Origin of the sequence: Sporosarcina jiandibaonis (genome assembly GCF_013184495.1) — a bacterium.
Taxonomy (GTDB): Bacteria; Bacillota; Bacilli; order Bacillales_A; family Planococcaceae; genus Sporosarcina; species Sporosarcina jiandibaonis.
The window spans coordinates 1,358,710-1,378,715 of sequence record NZ_JAAOIY010000001.1; the positions used below are offsets into that span (position 1 = coordinate 1,358,710).

Sequence of the window (20,006 nt, forward strand, 5' to 3'; positions counted from 1 at the left end):
GAAAACATATAGTATTTATCCCCAATTAAAGCTTAAGTACGTCTTCTTCCAACCCTTTTGGGCTGCCGTTTCTTCCATTGCCTTCGTCAAATCAGCGACAGACTCAATTGAAGAAGCCGTTTCTGGAATCAATTGTCTTAACGCATTTTGATACCCTTTATTTAACATAGAATCCATTAACTGTTTAAATTCTTGTACATTACTTCTTGAACTTCCAATTAACTGGATTCGTTTTTCTAACACGTCTCTAGTATTAATCGGAACTAATTCTTCCGTAACACCCATTAAGACAATAGCCCCTTCACTATCTAATAAATCAATCGCTTGGTTTATTGCACTTGAACTGAATTGTCCACCTGTGCATTCGAAAACTGTTTTGACACCGCTTTCATCCTTAAAATTATAATCGAACACTAAAGCAGTTGTCGCAAAATTTTCGAATTGATCAAGTTTTTCTTGTACCGCGCCAAAAACAAGTAAATTTTCTTTTGCTACGCCGTAAATGAAATGAAGAGCTGCTGCTGTTAAATAACCAACTGGCCCATCACCGAAAACAGCGACTTTTTTCGAATTCGTTGACGTTAATTTTTCTGTTGAATTAATGGCAAATAAAGATACTGAACATAACTCAGCAAGTACCGCTACATCATCTTTCAATGCATCGGGAACGTGAACAAGATTATCCGCGCCGATTACAAGACGACTTTGACCGATACCATCATAGCCACTTCCCAAAAACTCACTCTCTAAACAATAATTCGGCAGCCCGCCATCTTGACAATTTTTACAGCATTGGTCTTTCGTTTTATTATGTAAAACATAACCCGGAATGCTTGGTACAATCACTACCCGATCGCCTGTTTTAAAATCAGGATGACAAGACTCCTGAACAACTCCAAGGCCTTCATGGAATAAAGCCATTGGTAATTTTTCCGCAAGGGCTTCTTTCCTTCTATTACCTGTGAAGTACCTTAAATCAGCATGACAAACACTTGCCAAGTACGGTTCTACAATAACATCATTTTCTGTTAAGCTATGCTCGATTGTTTCCTTTTTAAAAATACCTGGTGCCGTTAAACGAAATGCGGTAGAGCAAACTTTCTTTCCATTTTGATTACTCAATTATACAATCTCCTTTGTTTATATTTGTAACAAATTGTTCATTTATGCTTATGTTATTGCTTACTCAATTAAAAGTCAAGCACATTTTTGCACAAACAAACTAAATAACTTGATTTATTGTTTGTTTATGTTTATTATTTAATAAGAAAACGTTTTCAATGGAGGAACAATTATGAAATATTCAATAGGAATAGATTTCGGAACAAGCTCCGGAAGAGTTTTAATCATCGATATTAAAACTGGTTCAATTAAAGGGATGAGCGTTTTACAATATCCAAATGGAACGATTGAAAAAACATTAAATAATACACCTCTGCCACCTAACTTTGCGCTGCAAGATTCTAAAGACTATATGGATGTAATTGAAAAAGGGATTCCGGAAGCCATAAAAAGTGCTGGCATTAGACCCAATGACATCATCGGTCTTGGTGTTGATTTCACATCTTCCACGATGATTGTCACTGATGAAGACTTAATTCCTTTAAGTTGGAGAGAAGAGCATAAAGAAAATCCACACGCCTACGTTAAACTTTGGAAGCACCACGGGGCAATTGAGGAAGCAAACGCAATGAGTAATCTGGCCAAAACCGTGAATGAAAACTGGATAAGTCATTATGGTTATGAAGTTACAAGCGAATGGTTGATTCCAAAGGTTTTAGAGTTAAAAAACAATGCTCCTGATTTATTAAATAAAGCTGCATATATAATTGAAGCAGGCGACTGGATTGTTTCTAGGCTTGTCAACGAAAATGTTCGGAGCAATTGCGCAAGAGGATTTAAATCGTTTTGGAATGAAGCAGATGGATTTTCCCATGATTTCTTTAAAGAAATAGATGGGGATTTACCAACAATAATTGATGAGAAACTTGAAGGGAAATTAGTTAAAATAGGTGAAACTGCTGGTTACCTGACCGAAAAATGGAGCAAAATGCTTGGTTTACCTATCGGCCTGCCAATTGCAACGGCAATCATCGATGCACACTCCGCTCTTCTCGGAGTCGGTTCGATTCAAAAAAACCAATTCACGATGGTCATGGGAACCTCTACATGCCATTTGATGTTAAATGAAGTCCAAAAAAAAATACGCGGAATTTCTGGAAGCGTTAAAGATGCAATTATCCCTGATTTATTCGCTTATGAAGCCGGTCAATCAGCTGTTGGCGATCTTTTCGAATATATTGTGGAACAAGCGCCTGTCAAATACTTTGAAGAAGCAGAGGCAAATGACCTTTCTATTTTTGATTTATTGGAACAAAAGGCTGCTAAAACATTGGCTGGAAGTTCTGGTCTAGTTGCATTGGATTGGCATAATGGCAATCGCTCTCCGTTAAGCAATAACGAACTAAGTGGTGTGCTAATTGGACAAACATTACATACCAAGTTTGAAGATATATACCGTGCACATTTAGAGGCAACAGCCTATGGAACAATGATGATTTTGGAGGCTTATGAACAATTCGGAATGACAGTAGACGAAGTATTTGCATGCGGTGGACTTCCTCAAAAAAATGCATTATTAATGCAAATCTATGCTGATATTTTGAACAGACCGATTCATATTTCCGCGAGTGATTATGCATCGGGTATCGGAGCTGCTATATTAGGATCAGTAGCAGGCGGTGGCCATAATACTATTGAAGAGGCCGTTGAAGACATGAAACAACCGTTATTAGATGTCGTAAAACCGATTCCAAAGAACGTTGCAACATACAAAAAACTTTTCGAAGTTTATAAGACTTTACATAATTACTTTGGTATCGAAAAATCGGAAAAAATGAAAGAACTGAAGAAAATAGCCACAAGATAATTAAAAACGTAGGGGACTTACGCGAAATTGAAGTGTAATCATTTGTTCTTCGAATAAACAAAGGAAATCAATGAGATGTTGATCTAATTGACTTCCTTTGTTTTATATATCAATATTATTGAAGTAAGTCAATAAGTTATTGTATTGTCTTATCGCATAAATACCCATCAATATTTACTGATTCAAACTTCCAGCTCTCCAACTATCTCATTCGGGGCACCATACTTTTTAGCTGTTTATTTTCGCCTAAATAGATTTCCTCGGAAGTTTCGTCTTTCTCTACTTCCCATGTAATCCCAAATGGCACTCCATTTTCTGTGTACCCAACAGTGGTACATGAAATTCAATAAGGGCTGTCCCCAATTGAAATCCCCATCACTAAACAAGAAGCGATTCATTTACCTCATTGATAATGTTTTCGATGTTATCAAATTGCTCTTCCGTTAGCTGAATTACAGGTTCTTTGGTATAGGTTGAAATGTTCAGACCTTTCGCTTTTACAGCAGCTTTAATACCGGTAACAAATAAATCAGTAGTGTCATAAAGCTTCATTAAAATAGAGATTTGATGTGCACACTTCTCTACTGTCAAAAAGTCTTTATTTTCAAAGGCTTTATGCAAAGTGGCAAATAGCTTCGGCTCGATATTTATTAACCCACATAAAACGCCATCTCCTCCTGATATTCGGTTAACCAGATAATATTCGTCAAACCCGGATAGAACGGTAAATTCTGGTCTTTCGACTTTCACCTTTTGAATAATCTTTCTTGTATGACTAATTCCACTTTTTTGATTGATTTTATGTAATATTAGTGTATCGACTCAACGTTGTCTTGCACAGGTACCTTTGATTATCGAACATAAAAAAAGTACCATCCAAAAAAGACAGTACTTTGTTATAAATTTTAATATGAAATTTTTATATAAATAAGCCGCTTCTGCCGTATTTATATAGAAAGTTTTAAACCACCACTTTTCCAAGTGGGTGTTCGCAGAAATTTTCCTGTACGTCCTCGTTAATGATGAACGAGGCATGCCATTTCAATTTCGATGTAAAACTCCCTGTTACAGTATAAAGGTTAAAACTTAATAGTCATACGAACAATGCAGCTTGTTTTATCAGTATACACCACTTATGATCAGCAATCAATGGTTTATCTTTCCTGTAAAAACATCTATTTCATCAAACAAAGTCTGCTTCATACAAGCTCTGGTCTTCATGAGCCTAAGGCAGAATTGCGTCCTCAGAAAATGATTCATACAGTAAATAAGACAAATAAATCCCCACCAAATCAATCCCTACATCGACCAATCTTCCGCTACGATAAAAATAAAGTTGCAAAACTTCTGTTATAAATGCATACGAGCCACTTATTACAAAAGCAAATTTCATGTTGTTAAATCCCCGAAGAAGCAAAATGTAAAGCAATCCAAATCCTAAGACATGCGCCGTTTTTTGAATCCAATAAAAGCCGCTTGTCCAAGGAATGTCACCTATAATGAACATATCGATAAACACGGGCGAAGAATCTATTTTAAAGCTTATAACCTGTCGATACAAAAATGCATGAGGATCAGATGTACAAGTTGCTACGAATATGAATGCCATATAGACGAGGATATGCCAACGGATTAAGAACAAGTTGCAACAACCTTTCACACTACGCATACTTTCCTACTTCCTCAACAACTGCATTCGCTGATTGAAAAGACTTGGATACGACAAAAATCCGAGTAAAATACTTGTTACCGACGCAGTTGTGAGTAATAAAAAGATTATAAGCAACTGATATTGGACTGCCTGGACCGGGTCTGCTCCGGCGATGATTTGGCCGCTCATAATTCCGGGTAGTTGAACGAGCCCCATCGTCTTTTGGCTTTCGATTGTTGGAATCATGCTCGCTTTAATTGCATTGATGAGCTGCCTGTTTATCGCTTGTTTTGGCGTTCCGCCTAGTGATAGTATCAATTCGGTTTCATCGTCATGCGATTCCACTTCCGCCGTGAAACGATTAAGAAATAGAATCGACAGCACCATGGAGTTTCCGATGACCATTCCGCTCGTTGAGATGATATATTGGGCTGTTGCAGGGATGATATTGAAGCCCAGCATAATGCTTTGCGTCAGCACTTCGACAAAAATCAGCGTGACTGCAATTTTCCACGTGATCCCTTTGATCGCCTTCCCTTTTGTGCGCGCATTTTGCGTCGCTGCTACAATCATGAGCGCTACCATTAGAAAGATGTATAGAGGATTTTCTGAATCAAAAACAAATTTCAGCACATATCCAACTGCTAATAACTGAATGATTGACCTTATTGTCGCGATGATTGTATCTTTTTCTAAGCCTAACCTCAGCGTCCGGGATAATACCAATGGGATAACGACAAAAATAAGTGTGATAGATAACGTTACATACGTCATGATAGATCACCTTGAACAAACTGCCTCACTAGCTCATTTTTCGGTGACTTCAACAGCTCGCTTTCACCTGTTTCAATGACTTTCCCGCCCATCATCACCCAAGTATAATCCCCGATCGATAGAGCCTGGTCCAAATTATGCGTGATCCAAATAATGGTCACGCCGTATTTCTGATTGATTTTGGTTATTAATTCTTCGATTTCATGTAACGATGTCCTGTCCAAAGCCGACGTAATCTCATCTAATAACAAAATTTCAGAACGGTTGATTAACGTGCGGGCAATCGATACTTTTTGGCGCTGTCCTCCCGATAGATCATCGGTTTTCCAATGTAAAAACTTATCCTCCAATCCGACGTCCTCTAAGAAACGGATTGCATCTTCTTCACTCAACTTTTCACCGCGAAGTTCTAAAGGCAGCGACAAGTTTTGAAATACTGTCCCCGTAATCATCGGCGCACTCTGAAGCGCTATCCCGACGAAACGCCGCAATTCAATAGGATCAAATGATTCAATCGGCTTCTTGTGAATAAAAATATCCCCTGAAGTCGGAGAAATAAGGCCATTACACAATTTTAGCAAGGTCGTTTTACCCGCCCCTGAAGGACCGACAAGTGTTGTGATTTTACCTTTTGGAAATGATCCCGTTATCTTTTTTAAAATATGTATATCGCCAACCGAATAATCAACTTCACGAAAATGAAGTGCAGGTTCATATATTTTATCCATTAACAATCTCCTAAAATAAATAATACTTACTATCCACCATCTAAACGTAAAATAAAGTTCAATTAATAAGTCATAATTTCCCCATCCTGTTCACTATATTACCAATATACACTAGTTAGGCATTGAATAACCTCGCAGCTGTCTGCAACGAATTATATCGAGTATTCCCACTAATTCCCTTGCTCCTGTACATATGCTATCATTATCAGTGCTTGAAAAAAGAGGTTCGCGAACTCCCTCTCTAAAAAACTAAGGAGATGTTTGATTTGAAAAATGAAAAAGCGGTCGTTGTTTTTAGTGGCGGCCAAGATAGCACGACATGCCTGTTTTGGGCATTAAAGAATTTTCGTGAAGTTGCAACGGTGACGTTCGACTATGGACAGCGCCATTCAGATGAAATTGAATATGCTCGTGCAATCGCAGAAGAACTCGGTGTATCATTCAAAGTACTGGATATGAATTTGATTAACCAGTTATCTGCAAATGCATTAACGCGAGACGATATCGACGTAAAAGAAGAGGACGGCGAACTTCCGTCAACTTTTGTACCTGGAAGGAATCATCTGTTTCTCTCATTTGCAGCTGTTTATGCAGATGCCATTGGCGCACGTCATCTCATTACCGGTGTTAGCGAAACCGACTTTAGCGGCTATCCTGATTGCCGGGACAATTTTATAAAATCCCTGAATGTCACGTTGAATTTAGCAATGGACGGACGTTTCGTCATCCATACGCCGCTCATGTGGCTGGATAAATCTGAAGTGTGGGCATTGGCTGATGAACTCGATGCATTTGACTTTGTGCAAGAAAAAACACTTACTTGCTATAATGGGATTCCAAGTTCAGGATGCGGAGAATGTCCTGCGTGCTTGTTGAGAAATGAAGGACTTGCCGCATACTTATCCCAAAAGTCAGTAGGTGCTTCCAAATGATGCAACAATTTTATCCGCAAGTGCAACATTCATATCGATTTGAATTAAATAAAGACATGCACTTCTCAGCTGCGCATTTCATTCCAGACGAAGATGCTGGAAAATGTCAGATGATGCATGGCCATACGTATTTTATTAATGTAACAATCGGGGGAAACAAGCTAGATTCAACTGGTTTCCTCATTGATTTCAAGCAAATTAAAGATTTGATTCATAAAAAATACGATCATTCAGTCTTAAATGATCATCCTGAATTTCAAGCTAAACACCCAACCACTGAAGGCTTGGCAGAACAGATTTGCAAGTCCATTCAAACAGTACTTCAGACAAGAAGCAATCAGCCCGTCTGTCTTCAAGTCATTGTTCGGGAAACGCCGACAAGCTATGTCATCTACCGACCAGAACAGGAGGATTTGCTATAAAAATTCCTGTAATGGAGGTGTTCGGTCCGACAATTCAAGGCGAAGGCATGGTCATGGGACAAAAAACGATGTTCGTCCGGACTGCTGGATGCGATTATTCATGCGCCTGGTGTGATTCCAGTTTTACGTGGGATGGCACGGGGAAAGCTGAATTGAAACGTCCAATTGAAATTGTGGATGAACTGAAAAACATAGGAGGACATTCCTTTTCACATGTCACCATCTCAGGCGGGAATCCCGCTCTTCACAAAGGCATCGGCGAGTTCATCGATTTATGCCACGGTGAAGGATGGAAAGTTGCAGTCGAAACACAAGCTTCATTTTGGCAAGATTGGTTGCTAAAAGTCGACGATATTACGCTCTCTCCAAAACCGCCGAGTTCTAAAATGACAACAGATTTCAGTAAGCTGGACATATTCATGGAACAGCTTGTGAATTCCAATGCTAGTCTTAAAATCGTCATTTTCGATGATAACGATTTTAAGTTTGCCGAAGAAATACATTTGCGCTACCCATCATTCCCTTTCTTTTTACAAACCGGAAATGAAGATACTGTGACAACTGATGATACCCTCCTCATTTCGACTTTGCTCAATCGCTATGAGTGGCTAATCGAAAAAACTGTTCAGTCAACGATTATGAACGACGCAAAAGTATTGCCGCAACTACATACGCTTGTATGGGGGAATAAACGCGGCGTTTGATGTAAAGGAACCGCCTCTAACTTTGATAAGTGAGAGGCGGTTCCTTTTTTAGCCTCCAATAATTTCAATACTTCACTATGTAAAATTATCATATTGAATATCTTCCAAGCCTATTGTTATTAAGTACTAATAGACAATTCTCGCACTTAAATGATGTTGCCCTTTTTCGAATTGAGTGATAATCTATCATAATACCTTGCAAATACATAATTTTGATAGGAGGAAGTACGAAGAATTTTGGCTTATGCCAATATCATTCTCGTGCGCAAAACAATTGAAAAGAGAAGTTTCATTTATATTATCGATTGTCCCAATCTTCACTTTAATTGTAGCTGCTGCCTTATCCATTTTCTATTGGAAGGCTGGGATGCATATTCCTCTTATGATTGGTGTAATCGCAGCAGCAATTATCGCAGTAATTTGTGGTTGGACTTGGAATGAAGTACAGAGAATGATGGTCGGGGGTGTGGCTAGGGCGCTCCCAGCTGTTTTCATTTTACTCATTATCGGAATCATTGTAGGAACCTGGATCGGAAGCGGTGTTATCCCGACTATGATTTATTATGGACTAATGATTATCTCACCCACAATGTTCGTACCGATTGTAGCACTTGTTACCGGAATTGTTTCCATCACACTTGGAAGTTCCTTCACTTCAATTGCGACAATAGGACTCGCGTTTATGGTCATAGGTGAAGGGCTTGGATTTCCTCCGGGACTCGTTGCAGGAGCTGTCATTTCAGGTGCTTACTTTGGCGATAAATTATCGCCATTATCCGATACGACAAATATTGCTCCAGTCATGGCTGAAACGGATTTATTTAGTCATATCAAACATATGCTTTGGGATACAATTCCAGCATTTTTCCTTTCAATTATCTTGTATTGGATTGTTGGCAATAAAATTTTGACCAATCATATTGTTGATTCGAACGCCATCAATACAATCAAAATAGGTTTGAGTGATGTATTTGTCATTCATCCACTATTACTGCTAATGCCTATCTTTACAATTTTTCTGATGATCAGGCGCACCCCAGCAATTCCAGCACTAATGAGCGTCGGCTTGTTAGGCGCATTGCTTGCCGTCTTGGTTCAAGGCAGGTCTGTTTCTACAGTTGTTCAAATGATGCAAAGTGGCTTTTCTATTGAATCCGGCATAGATGCAGTTGATTCATTGTTAAATCACGGGGGACTCATTTCAATGTTAGGAACGATTGGACTGTTGGTCATCGCCACAGCTCTTGGTGGCGTCTTAGAAGAAACAGGATCTTTTGAAGTGTTAACCCGGAAAATGATGTCGAAAGTCCAGACGGCTGGAACATTAATCAGTTCAACTATTCTAGCAACATTTGTTATCGCATTTGCGAGTGGCGCACAATTTTTAGCAATCATTTTACCAGCAAGAACTTTTGTTAGTAAGTATAAATCGATGGATCTCGATACAAAAAACCTTTCACGTTGTGTCGAAGCGGCAGGAACAGTCGGTATCAACCTTGTCCCTTGGAGTGTCCCCGTCGTTTTTTCAGTTAGCGTACTTGGCGTGAGCCCCGGAGAGTTTATTCCATATACTTTCTTCGCATTCCTAGTCCCGCTTATCAATATTTTATTTGGATTCACAGGATGGACGATTACAAAAAAACAATATAATAACAATACATAAAATAAAGGAGAAATCCCTCTATGAATAAAGTCGTTTTAAATGTGTTAGGTACCGCACAAGATGCAGGGCTTCCACATCCAAATTGTTTCTGCAAAAACTGTGCAGAAGCGCTGGAAAACCCGCGATTTCGGCGTCTTGCCGCTTCTTTGGCAGTTGTTGTACCCGAAGAAAAGACTTGGCATTTAATTGATGCTACGCCTGACTTGAAAGAACAAATGGCAAGATTCCAAGTCAAATACAATATGCATGGCCGGCTAATGGATAGCATCTTTTTGACACATGCCCATTTCGGCCATTATCCGGGTCTGTTATTATTAGGACGGGAAGCAATCGGCGCAAATGGCGTCCCCGTAATGGCGGGGAAGAAAATGAAACGATTATTGGAAGAACAAGCACCGTGGAGTTTATTGACGGAGCTAGGAAATATAGATGTACAAGAAATAAAAGAGGGACAAAAGATTTCAATTTCCCCACTCGTTACAATCCGACCTGTTGAAGTTCCACATCGAAATGAATTTTCGGAAACGTTTGCGTACTGGATTGAAGGCCCTAACAAGAAAGTCCTTTACATTCCAGACATCGACCGTTGGAACGAATGGAATCAAGACATTTATAAAGCTTGTGAAGAAGCCGACATTTGTTTACTCGACGGCACATTTCATTCACCAGCGGATCTTGAGAAAATCGGTCGTGACTATCGTGAAATCCCCCATCCGCTTATCGTAGAAACGATGGATAGGTTACAAAGCTTAGTGGGACAGACCGAGATTTATTTCACCCACCTAAATCATTCCAATCCAGCCATCGATTCCGATCGTCATGTACGAAATCATATAGAGGCTAAAGGATTTCATATTGCTGAAGAAGAAATGGAATTTATCTTATAATGGATTGCTTATCGGATTTTCAAGGCCGAAAATCGTAAACTAAAAAGAGGGAGATTCTAATAGGATTCCGCAAAAACGTGAACACAATTAGAACCTCGCTTTTTATTTAGATGGTTTACAACTTGCCGTCTGAAATACCTTCTGAGGCTTTCAAATCGCGCTATTCCCTTAGGTATTGCCGGATTATAATCGAAACAAGCAATTATTGAATTAACTTACTCATATTTCCTTTGGTAAATGCGTACTATTAACTGTTTGTGAGAGTAATAGGATTTGATAATGTAAGCTAATTGGTTAGGGGCAAATTGACTGCAACTTGACAACGATAAAAGGAGGGAATGAAGACGTTTGGAGAACTCTCTGTATTGTCCCGGGTGCGGGAAGATTTCAAATGAAAGTGATCAGGTTTGCGGGAATTGCGGTGAAGAATTAACTAACGCAGAAAGCCCGGAATTGTTGAACAGCTCCGAGGAACTAAAGCAAAATCAAGATCAAGATCAAGTATCCGAAAATGATCAGGATGATAAGCTGTTGAAAGCTTTTGTAGGCGAGCGGAAACAGTCGTATTATTTCGGAAAATGGCAACAGGATAATCGGAAACCCATTAACTGGGCTGCACTTTTCGCTACTTTCTTTTGGCTAGGTTATCGAAAAATGTACAAAGTTATAACTACCATATTATTGATATTTCTTGCAATAGACGTACTCTTGTTGCTCACTGGAGCTAATGGGGATTTTATTAATCGATATATTGGTTTGGGTGTAGCAGTGGCATTGGGCATAGGCGGAAATGGTATGTATAAAAACCATGCACAAAAAGAAATCGAAAAGTTGAAAGCGGAATACTCAGATGTTCATCTTTTGGAGAAAGTCAAAAAACGTGGCGGGACCAGTTGGAACGGGGTTTGGCTAGCCCTTCTGCTATTTATTGGATATGTCATAATTAGCATGGCGCTGGAAATTGTAGCATCCCTTTTTAGCGCAGGTTAATAGTGTAAAAGAAGGAAGCTGACTAGATAACAATTTGTCGGCTTCCTTTTTATTTTTCATTATGAAATTCTTTCACTTGTAAAATTATGATTGTATTAAAAAAAGGAGGATAACCACTGGTCCCTAGTAAAGACGGTTTACAACTTGCCGCCCCTTATAAAACACCTTCTTGATTTTTTCAACATCTGTAATTTCTAATCCCGGTATCCCTTCAGCTACTAAAAAGTTTGCATCCATTCCTACTTCTATTTTCCCAAACTGATTTTCTTTACCTAGGATCTCGGCGGGATTTGCTGTGAGCAATGATAGAATTTCGTTGTCGGTGTAATGATGCTTTTTTAAAAGCTGCATGGCTGGCTGGGCAATTGACATGAGTACGTTAGGTCCTTTTAATTTATTGTCTTCAAAAGGCAACCAGGAGGCCCCTTGAAAAGGCGGTAAATAAGCGTCTGTAGAAATCGATACATGAATCTTATTGTCCATTAGCTTCAATATATCTTCGGGTGAGTTGGGCATCAGGTGAGTTCCCCCGATCGGTGTCGCCACAATTTTCACCTTTTTCTTTGAAGCTTTTTCGATTAAGGCGTCTGGAATGCCGTGCCCATGGTGTAAAACATCGAATCCTGCTTCCAATGCCATGTCAATGGCTTCTGCTCCAGCGACATGCGTGCCAATTTGTTTCCCTGACTGATGGTAGATGTCTACGATTTGTTTTAATTCTTCTATTGTATATATAATTTCTCCAGCCCGCGGCACTTCTTTTTCCGAGAAATTTGCTGGCGTAGCGTTGATAAAAATATTCTCGCCCGGATAATCGCTTGCTTGCGCAAGCAATCGGACGAGTGACAAATCGTTCAACGCTTTTTTGTCTATTCTTTTCGTTTGTGTCAGTGCACTAAAATGGGCTAATTCTTCAAATCCAATTGAAATGCTCGTGGCGGCAAAAGAGATATAAATCGGCATATCTTGAATTGCTCTTCGATAATCATTAACCGAGAAATCACATTTCGGATGACCGCAAATTTGTTCACCAAGCGCAGTAATTCCTGATGATAGCGCATCGAAAAGAAGTTCTTTTCCCGCGACAAAGTGATTTATGGGCGCATCTGGATAGAGCGAGGTTGGGGCGAATTCTAATAAATGCGTGTGGCAATCAACTAATGAAGGCGTTATGACGAATTTTGAGCAATCAATTGACTTTATAGCAGGGTATTGTTTATTCAGTCTATCCCAGGTGCCTACATCAATGATTTTTCCATCTTCGACAACGACAGCCCCATTTTCAACTGTCCCTAATCGACCTACTGTGACAACTCTCTTCCCTCTGACCATAAGTTTTTCCTTCATTTAATTCACCAAGAACGGCGTTAACAATACCGCTAATGCCCACGCAGTTGCTAATCGGATAATCATTCCGACGATTGCTGCTTTTACGGTTTCCTTTTCTGTTAAACTAGATGATTCTGCCCAGGTCGCGGGCACTTGACCAAAGATGACCGACAGCGGAAGCCCAGAATTCGCTAAGACAAATGAGCCTACTATTAATCTTGGATCAACTGTACTCGCTAGCTCAGATAGTTGGGCGACTGCGAGTGTAGGCGCCGCGAGGATTGAAACAATTCCAGTTGATGGTTCAATGCTCATTAAGGTTAATATCGTTGATAATCCGGATTCGATTGCATCCCAAATTCCAAAGTATTTTAAGGCACCAATGAAGAAGAATACAGCCGCTACAGCTGGGATAATAATTAAGAAAAGTAACTCGGCACCTTCTTTAGATGAAGAAAATATTGTTTGCAGAAATCTAGTTTTTGGTGTGAAACGAGGCAGCTCTTCTAGCGCCACACGCTTTGTATCTCGATATATTGTAACGGATAATAGATAGGGTACAACTATAATTGGCAGAAATATTGCGAAGAGGATAAGTGGAAATGCTTTAATATTGAAAACGGCTAATGCAATGAGACCTAATACGAGCGTTGCGAAGGATTGCGGCGATTGAATCATCGTGGCAACCGCTATTTTTTGTTCGGATTTGGTCGCTTTCGCTTTCACCAAAATGGGACCCGCTATTTTCCCAGCAGCATTAATATCACCAAGAATATTATATGCGCTCGGGACGATAACGGAAGGATTGATGTTAAGCCATTTCATAACGGGCACAAAAATTCGAATTAACCCATCCGTAAATCCCATTCGTTCCAAAATTCGACCGAAAATCACACTAATAATGATGGCAATTCCGACTTCACTCGTTAAGAAAATATCAACGACGACCGGTTTCACTTCTGCGATAACCGTATTAAAAAAGTTTGCCAATGAATTAGGGTCGAATATTAAGACCATTAATGATCCAGCAACTAGGAGTATTCCGATCACTTCAAACGGTTGCCATTTTTCCCTATCCTTCTTTTTCTTGAAAGATGGTGCTTGTTCTTTTTTCAATATAGACCCTCCTCTCTTATTCCTACTTTATGTGATAATGAGAAGTTGTGTGTTTGTCTTGGGTAGAAGCATAAAAAAACCAACGGAAACATATCGCTTCCGTTGGTGTATTCACACGTTATACTTATGATTTTCTTTGTTTTAGCGTATCGATAAACATATCAACAAACTTTTCATTCTCTACATCTAAACATACTTCCATGTTCGGTTCTTTCTTCCATATATTACGGAAATCGCAAATCGTTTGGCCGTAGTTCAATTCGCTCTTTGTTTCGACTTCAACGAAATGCTTTTCCGTTTTAACGATGGAAGGATCTAAAACGACTCCGATTGTTAATGGATCATGGAGTGCGCAGCCGTCAACCCCATATTTCTGCTTACTGAAACCTCTAAATACTTCAGAACTGTCTACGATAAAGTCGTAGTACTTCGTTCCTTTTAATTCTTCCATGCGCTCGCGCGTTAAAAATGTTTTATGCGTGACATCCAAGCCGACAAGCTTCACTTGCATACCCGAATGGAATACAATTTTAGCGGCTTCCGCATCAGCAAAAATATTGAATTCTGAGTTCGGAAGTTTATTTCCCATGCCTGCTTTTGTAACAAGTCCGCCCATGATAACGACTTCGCTAACCCACTCTGCTAGTCTTGGCTCTTTACGCAGTGCCAAAGCTAAATTTGTTAGTGGTCCGACCATGATGAATGTGATGTCGCCTTTATGTTTCTTCGCTTGTTCAATCATGAAATCCGGCGCAAAGATATCTGACTCTTCATCATCAACTGTTATATGATCGAGTGCGTTACCAATTCCATCTGAGCCGTGGACACGAAATTCGTGATTTGCTTCTGTTAACAGCGGAAGACTTGCGCCTCTATATGTTTTAATCTCTTCATTTCCCATAAACTTCAATAATCCCTTCGTGTTATTCATCACGTAATCGATTGGAACGTTTCCATTCACGCCTGTAATTCCGAGAATATCAAGCTGTTTACTTTCAATCGCGTAGATGATCGCAAACGCATCATCGATTCCTGTATCCACATCTAAAATAACTTTTTTCATCTTAAATCTCTCCCCGTATATTATTTAAACGTTTCTCTAGAAAACGCTTTCTTGATTCATTAGAAGAAGAAAATCCCTACAATTGCTCCGTTTAATAGGTTGGCCAATGTTGCAGCGATCAAGCCTTTTAGCGCCATACCTTGAATTTCCTTCTTACGTTTCGGTGCAATCCCCAACATAACGCCTAGAATAATACCAATAGAACCAATATTGGCAAATCCAGAAAGCGCAAACGTTAAAATCGCAACTGATTTTTCGGAAAACGAACCAATAATATCTTTAAATGACGCAAATGCCACAAACTCGTTAATGATGATTTTTTGTCCGAGTAAGTTTCCGGCCAATACTGCTTCAGACCAAGGAATCCCTAAAATAAACGCAACTGGCGCGAATACATAGCCTAAAATCAATTCAAATGACAAATCTGAAAACCCTACGAGAGAACCAACCCCGCCTAAGATACCGTTCAGAAGTGCTATCAATCCGATAATAGAAACCAGAATCACAACTGCATTTACGGCAAATTTCATACCTTCTTTTGATTCATCCACAATTACTTCCATCACACTTGATTTTTCTCCAATTTCAGTTGGTGAATCTTCGACAACTACTTTCCATTCATTCGGATCTAGCTTTTCTGTTTCCGGAATAATCAATTTCGCTAGCATCAAGCCTGCCGGCGCAGACATGATCGCTGCCGATAATAGATAGTTGATCGGAATACCCATAGCAGCTAATCCTAGTAAAACTGCACCTGATACGGATGCGAGCCCGCCGACCATAACCGCAAATAATTGAGAGCGTGACATCGTTTTGATATATGGTTTGACTGACAAGAAAGACTGTGTCATTCCTAAGAAAATATTTGCAGCAGCATTCGTAGATTCAATATGGCCTGTCTTCATGATTTTAGAAAGGCTACCCCCGACGATTCGAACGAACCATTGCATAACTCCGAAATGATATAATAAACCGATAAGCGCAGTTAAATAGATCATGATGGCCAATGCATTAATTGCGAATATTGGTCCAGCTGCGCCTTCTTTATCTGCTAAAGATCCAAATACAAAGGCTAATCCTTCAACGCCATAGTCCATTACTTTCGAAACGCCATCCGATAAAACTTGAATTACTTTCATTCCGAAATCCCATTTTAAAACGAAAAATCCTAACACGACTTGAGCGATAAAGCCCATACTGACTGTCCATATATTAATTGCTTTTCTATTTTCCGATAATAGATAGGCACCTAGAACAATAATCGTACAGCCCATTAATCCCCATAATATATTAATCATTCTTCTGCTCTCCCCTCGTATAATGAAGCTATACTATATGTTTGGTTTGTTTTAATGCGTTTACTTATTAGCCATTGTTGCGAATAAATTCGTATACTTCTTCTTTGGTAGGCATTCCTGCTTGTGCCCCTATTTTCTGAACAGAAAGTGCCGCCGCAGCATTTGCAAAATGACATGCGGTTTTAACGTCTTCCTTCATCCCGATTGCGTAAGCAAATGCACCATTAAATGTATCTCCAGCACCCGTCGTATCGACAGCTGAAACTGAATAACTTGGAATTCTATGTTGCTTTTGTTGTTCGTAATAGACAACGCCATCTTTGCCTTCGGTAACAATTAACTTCTCTAGAAATTGGTTCATATCTACTTTTTCGGATAATGCGGTACGCTCTAATTGATTCGGTGTTACAAAACTTGTTTTCGCAATTAAATCAGTCGATACATCCGCGGCAGGTGCAGGATTCAATATAAAATGCGTATTATGTTTTTGACAAAGTCGTGCAGTCTCTTCCACGGATTCGATCGGGATTTCTAACTGCGTAACTACGACATCACTTTTCGCGATGAGACTTTCATACTTTCTAATGTATTCGGGCGTCGTATCCAAATTTGCTCCTTGATAGACGATAATGCTATTGTCGCCGTCCGCTAAAGTAATCATCGCTACACCAGAAGCTTTATGTGTAACCGGTTCCACACCACTCAAAAAAATGTTTTCCCGTTCCAAAAAATTTATTAAGTCAGAGCCGAATTCATCATCCCCTACCCTTCCGATCATGTGAACTTCCGCTCCTAAACGAGACGCAGCAACTGCCTGATTTGCTCCTTTTCCGCCGGGGCTTGTATAAAAATCGTTTCCAAGTATTGTTTCACCCGCTTCTGGTCGCTTCATCGCAGTCACGACCAGATCCATATTAATGCTCCCAACTACGGTAATAATTGGCTTTTCCATGAAACTCACTCCTATTTCCTAGTTGTCCCTCTTTCAATAATGCTATTTTTTAATTCATATAATAATTGTTCCGGCTCTTCTTTTTCGATCAGTTTAATTAATAATCGAGAAGCCATCGCACCCATATCGTAAATGGGTTGGGCAACGGTTGTTAACTCAGGATAAACCATTTCCCCGAAAGCAACTCCATCAAATCCGATAATTTGTAAATCGGCAGGAATTTGAATGCCTTTTTTCAAAGCCACTTTAAGAAATCCAACTGCGATTGTATCATTACTACAAAAAATCGCATCTATCTGTTTGTGTTTATCGAAAAAATGATGAGCGGCTTCTTCCGCTGATTTAAGATTAAATGCTGATTCCGCAATGACGTAGTCCATGTTATTTTTCAGCATTTCATCAATAAATCCTTGATAACGATCATTTGCTGAAGTGATTTCACGCGGTCCCCGGATGTGGGCGATATGCATTGCTCCTTTTTCTATTAGCAACTCTACAGCCTGCCGTGCACCTTCATAGTTGTTTGACGTGACAGTCGGTAATCCCGAAATATTTGCACGGTCTAAAACTACGATTGGCGTATCCGTATTTAACGTAAGATCAGTCTTAGAAGATCGGCTAGTCATAATAATGCCGTCAACATATTTCTGATCAAACAAATCCAGATAGTTCTGTTCTTTCTCAGGATCGCCATCTGAATTTCCAAGTAAAACTTTGTAACCATAAATCATCGAAACATCTTCAACAGCTCTCGCTAACTCAGGAAAGAATGGGTTTGTAATGTCTGGCACAATTAAACCAATCATCTTTGACGTTTTATGGAAGAGAGCTCTGGCAACTGAATTCGGTTGGTAATCCAATTTCTTAATTGCATCCAGTACATTTTTCGCCGAATTTTCGCTGACATAGCCGCTTTTATTCAGAAATCTTGAAACTGTCGCAACCGATACACCAGCCTCTTTTGCCACGTCTTTAATTGTTGACATTTTATTCACTCCATCTCACATGTGTAACCGATTACATGTCAATAATATAATATAAAAACACCTGCATGTCAATAATATTTTTAAAAAACTTACAAGATAAGTAGCCCGATTCCGATTCCTATAAACCCTAATAAAAAGGTGAAAGATAAGTTTCTGAGTGTAATCCGATAAGGGTTTTGATTCGTATTCATGGACGTCATTGTAATCGTTATACCATACGTTGCAGAACTAGATGTCGCGAGTGCCGCTACAATTAATACAATTCCAATACTAACCGGGTTAATGATTGCGAACAATGGCGTCAGCACTTCTAATAATATCCCGATCGTTCCAATCGGATGAACACCGATCGTCGCCAATACGAAATACGTGGCGAAAATCAAAAAGAGAATGATAAATGGCTTATCATCAAATGCTAAAAACGGTTGTTGGACAAGACCTAATATGGGAGTTGCATTTAAACTGTTTGCAAAGAAAGCCAATGAAATAAATAGAAGCGTGAAGTTCTGCATTCGATTCGTCTGTTCTTTCCACAACCTATAACCTAAAACTCTAAATTCAGTCCATTTCTTAATTAGCAGAGACCAAATGATAGAAAACGGCAGAATCACTAAAGTAACTGTAAGAATAAAGTTTAATTCAAAAAGATTACTTACAACAAGGATCGTCGTTAAAAATAGGATCAAAGCAAAAAACAACTTCAAGATTTGCTGGATAACCCCTCTAAATGGAAGACCCGATTCATCGCCTGTTTCATCAGTATAAGGGATTTTTTTATATTGTTGTCTTCCCAAAAATAAATCTATCCCAAGTGCAATTGCTGAAATCAATAAAAGCCAAGGTAAATAAACTAAGTAGCTGATCCCAGTCGCATCGACTGTAATCGCAACGATTATTTCCATAGGACTCCAAATGAGCGCTAAAGCAAATGCACGAATCGTCGTTTTACTGATCAATGCATCACGTACTGCCTTTTGCGTCTTCTTCATATTTTCGATTAATACACTTTGAGAAAGGTTAATGGCAGATAAATTCAGAAATGTCATTAATACGTACGTTGTGAGCGTACTTCTAACATACAAGCTTCCTAAATTATCCACCTCTTTTTTCATGAGACCGTTTATATGTCTATCATAATGACCAACGTGGACAACCCCGTTAATCCAAGGCAATACAGTCAAAAAAGCCAACATTGACATATTCGATGTTAAAAATAGCGGAATCTCATGAATTGGCAAGCCCACTGAAATGTACATGACGAGACCTGATATGATAAATACGCTACAAAGAATTTTGAATAGTCTCGATGCCCATAAAAAAGAAACGCCCATCATCGGAATCGCAAGTAAGCCTATCGTATAATTAAGCGTCGGATTTTCCAAAAAGTAATTAATGAGATAAAGTAATAGCACACTAGAATAAAATAGGTAAAGCCGTTGGAAGATCCACTCCTTCATTACAATCCTCTTCCTTCCAAATCAATATGGTTACAAACATGTAACCCGTTACACACTTTAATATAACGATTTGAATATGTCAATCTTTTTTGGCGGGTATGAAATAAATAAAAAAGATGCCCGGG

19 protein-coding genes, 1 other RNA gene and 1 riboswitch are annotated in these 20,006 nt (G+C 39.2%); of the genes, 7 read left to right on the forward strand and 13 right to left on the reverse strand.

Annotated elements, in window-relative coordinates:
• Window positions 1-15 precede the first annotated feature (15 nt).
• Window positions 16-1,122 carry an alcohol dehydrogenase catalytic domain-containing protein gene (locus tag G8782_RS06800; protein ID WP_172370107.1) on the reverse strand — a complete coding sequence of 369 codons (1,107 nt, stop codon included), beginning with the start codon at window positions 1,120-1,122 and terminating at the stop codon, window positions 16-18.
• 172 nt (window positions 1,123-1,294) lie between these two features.
• On the opposite strand from G8782_RS06800, the gene G8782_RS06805 reads away from it, so the two are divergent.
• Entirely contained in the window at window positions 1,295-2,929 is a 1,635-nt protein-coding gene (locus G8782_RS06805; RefSeq protein WP_172370108.1) for a ribulokinase, read from the forward strand.
• A 378-nt stretch (window positions 2,930-3,307) separates the two neighbouring features.
• On the opposite strand, the gene G8782_RS06810 is transcribed toward G8782_RS06805, so the two are convergent.
• From G8782_RS06810 to G8782_RS06830, 5 genes are all read right to left on the reverse strand, one after another.
• Complete coding sequence (locus G8782_RS06810) at window positions 3,308-3,739, reverse strand: dihydrodipicolinate synthase family protein (RefSeq protein WP_172370253.1); 432 nt, start codon at window positions 3,737-3,739, stop codon at window positions 3,308-3,310.
• A 115-nt stretch (window positions 3,740-3,854) separates the two neighbouring features.
• A non-coding RNA gene (gene ssrS, locus G8782_RS06815) (6S RNA) lies at window positions 3,855-4,045 on the reverse strand.
• A gap of 109 nt (window positions 4,046-4,154) precedes the next feature.
• Entirely contained in the window at window positions 4,155-4,598 is a 444-nt protein-coding gene (locus tag G8782_RS06820; protein ID WP_172370109.1) for a VanZ family protein, read from the reverse strand.
• Window positions 4,599-4,604: 6 nt separating this feature from the next.
• Window positions 4,605-5,354, reverse strand: coding sequence for an ABC transporter permease (locus G8782_RS06825; protein ID WP_172370110.1), 750 nt, complete (start codon window positions 5,352-5,354; stop codon window positions 4,605-4,607).
• Window positions 5,351-6,082 carry an ABC transporter ATP-binding protein gene (locus tag G8782_RS06830; protein ID WP_172370111.1) on the reverse strand — a complete coding sequence of 244 codons (732 nt, stop codon included), beginning with the start codon at window positions 6,080-6,082 and terminating at the stop codon, window positions 5,351-5,353. The genes G8782_RS06825 and G8782_RS06830 overlap by 4 nt, the downstream gene beginning before the upstream one ends.
• A gap of 215 nt (window positions 6,083-6,297) precedes the next feature.
• Window positions 6,298-6,341: riboswitch (PreQ1 riboswitch) on the forward strand.
• Window positions 6,342-6,348: 7 nt separating this feature from the next.
• On the opposite strand from G8782_RS06830, the gene queC reads away from it, so the two are divergent.
• The 6 genes from queC (at window position 6,349) to G8782_RS06860 (ending at window position 11,680) form a co-directional block, all read left to right on the forward strand.
• Window positions 6,349-7,014, forward strand: a complete 666-nt coding sequence (queC, locus tag G8782_RS06835) for a 7-cyano-7-deazaguanine synthase QueC (protein ID WP_172370112.1) — start codon at window positions 6,349-6,351, stop codon at window positions 7,012-7,014.
• Complete coding sequence (gene queD / locus G8782_RS06840) at window positions 7,011-7,436, forward strand: 6-carboxytetrahydropterin synthase QueD (RefSeq protein ID WP_172370113.1); 426 nt, start codon at window positions 7,011-7,013, stop codon at window positions 7,434-7,436. Before queC ends, queD begins: the two co-directional genes overlap by 4 nt.
• 11 nt (window positions 7,437-7,447) lie before the next feature.
• The gene (gene queE, locus G8782_RS06845; RefSeq protein WP_172370114.1) at window positions 7,448-8,140 is read left to right on the forward strand and encodes a 7-carboxy-7-deazaguanine synthase QueE; all 693 of its coding nucleotides are present in this window, start codon (window positions 7,448-7,450) and stop codon (window positions 8,138-8,140) included.
• Window positions 8,141-8,384: 244 nt separating this feature from the next.
• Complete coding sequence (nhaC, locus tag G8782_RS06850) at window positions 8,385-9,803, forward strand: Na+/H+ antiporter NhaC (RefSeq protein ID WP_246231557.1); 1,419 nt, start codon at window positions 8,385-8,387, stop codon at window positions 9,801-9,803.
• A gap of 20 nt (window positions 9,804-9,823) precedes the next feature.
• The gene (locus G8782_RS06855; protein WP_172370115.1) at window positions 9,824-10,690 is read left to right on the forward strand and encodes an MBL fold metallo-hydrolase; all 867 of its coding nucleotides are present in this window, start codon (window positions 9,824-9,826) and stop codon (window positions 10,688-10,690) included.
• A 348-nt stretch (window positions 10,691-11,038) separates the two neighbouring features.
• On the forward strand, window positions 11,039-11,680 hold the full coding sequence (locus G8782_RS06860; RefSeq protein ID WP_172370116.1) for a DUF2628 domain-containing protein: 642 nt from the start codon (window positions 11,039-11,041) through the stop codon (window positions 11,678-11,680).
• A 123-nt stretch (window positions 11,681-11,803) separates the two neighbouring features.
• Here the strand turns inward: G8782_RS06860 and G8782_RS06865 are convergent, their stop codons facing one another.
• From G8782_RS06865 to G8782_RS06895, 7 genes are all read right to left on the reverse strand, one after another.
• Entirely contained in the window at window positions 11,804-13,027 is a 1,224-nt protein-coding gene (locus G8782_RS06865) for an amidohydrolase family protein (protein WP_172370117.1), read from the reverse strand.
• A complete protein-coding gene (locus G8782_RS06870) occupies window positions 13,028-14,125 on the reverse strand; it encodes a hypothetical protein (RefSeq protein WP_216667769.1) in 1,098 nt (365 codons plus the stop codon).
• A 124-nt stretch (window positions 14,126-14,249) separates the two neighbouring features.
• Entirely contained in the window at window positions 14,250-15,188 is a 939-nt protein-coding gene (locus G8782_RS06875) for a nucleoside hydrolase (protein ID WP_172370118.1), read from the reverse strand.
• Between the two features lie 59 nt (window positions 15,189-15,247).
• The gene (locus G8782_RS06880) at window positions 15,248-16,486 is read right to left on the reverse strand and encodes a NupC/NupG family nucleoside CNT transporter (RefSeq protein WP_172370119.1); all 1,239 of its coding nucleotides are present in this window, start codon (window positions 16,484-16,486) and stop codon (window positions 15,248-15,250) included.
• A gap of 67 nt (window positions 16,487-16,553) precedes the next feature.
• The gene (rbsK, locus tag G8782_RS06885) at window positions 16,554-17,438 is read right to left on the reverse strand and encodes a ribokinase (RefSeq protein WP_172370120.1); all 885 of its coding nucleotides are present in this window, start codon (window positions 17,436-17,438) and stop codon (window positions 16,554-16,556) included.
• Window positions 17,439-17,449: 11 nt separating this feature from the next.
• Window positions 17,450-18,424 (reverse strand): LacI family DNA-binding transcriptional regulator, encoded by a 975-nt coding sequence (locus tag G8782_RS06890; protein ID WP_172370121.1) that lies wholly within the window; start codon window positions 18,422-18,424, stop codon window positions 17,450-17,452.
• A gap of 89 nt (window positions 18,425-18,513) precedes the next feature.
• Window positions 18,514-19,881, reverse strand: coding sequence for a hypothetical protein (locus G8782_RS06895; protein ID WP_172370122.1), 1,368 nt, complete (start codon window positions 19,879-19,881; stop codon window positions 18,514-18,516).
• Between the last annotated feature and the right edge of the window lie 125 nt (window positions 19,882-20,006).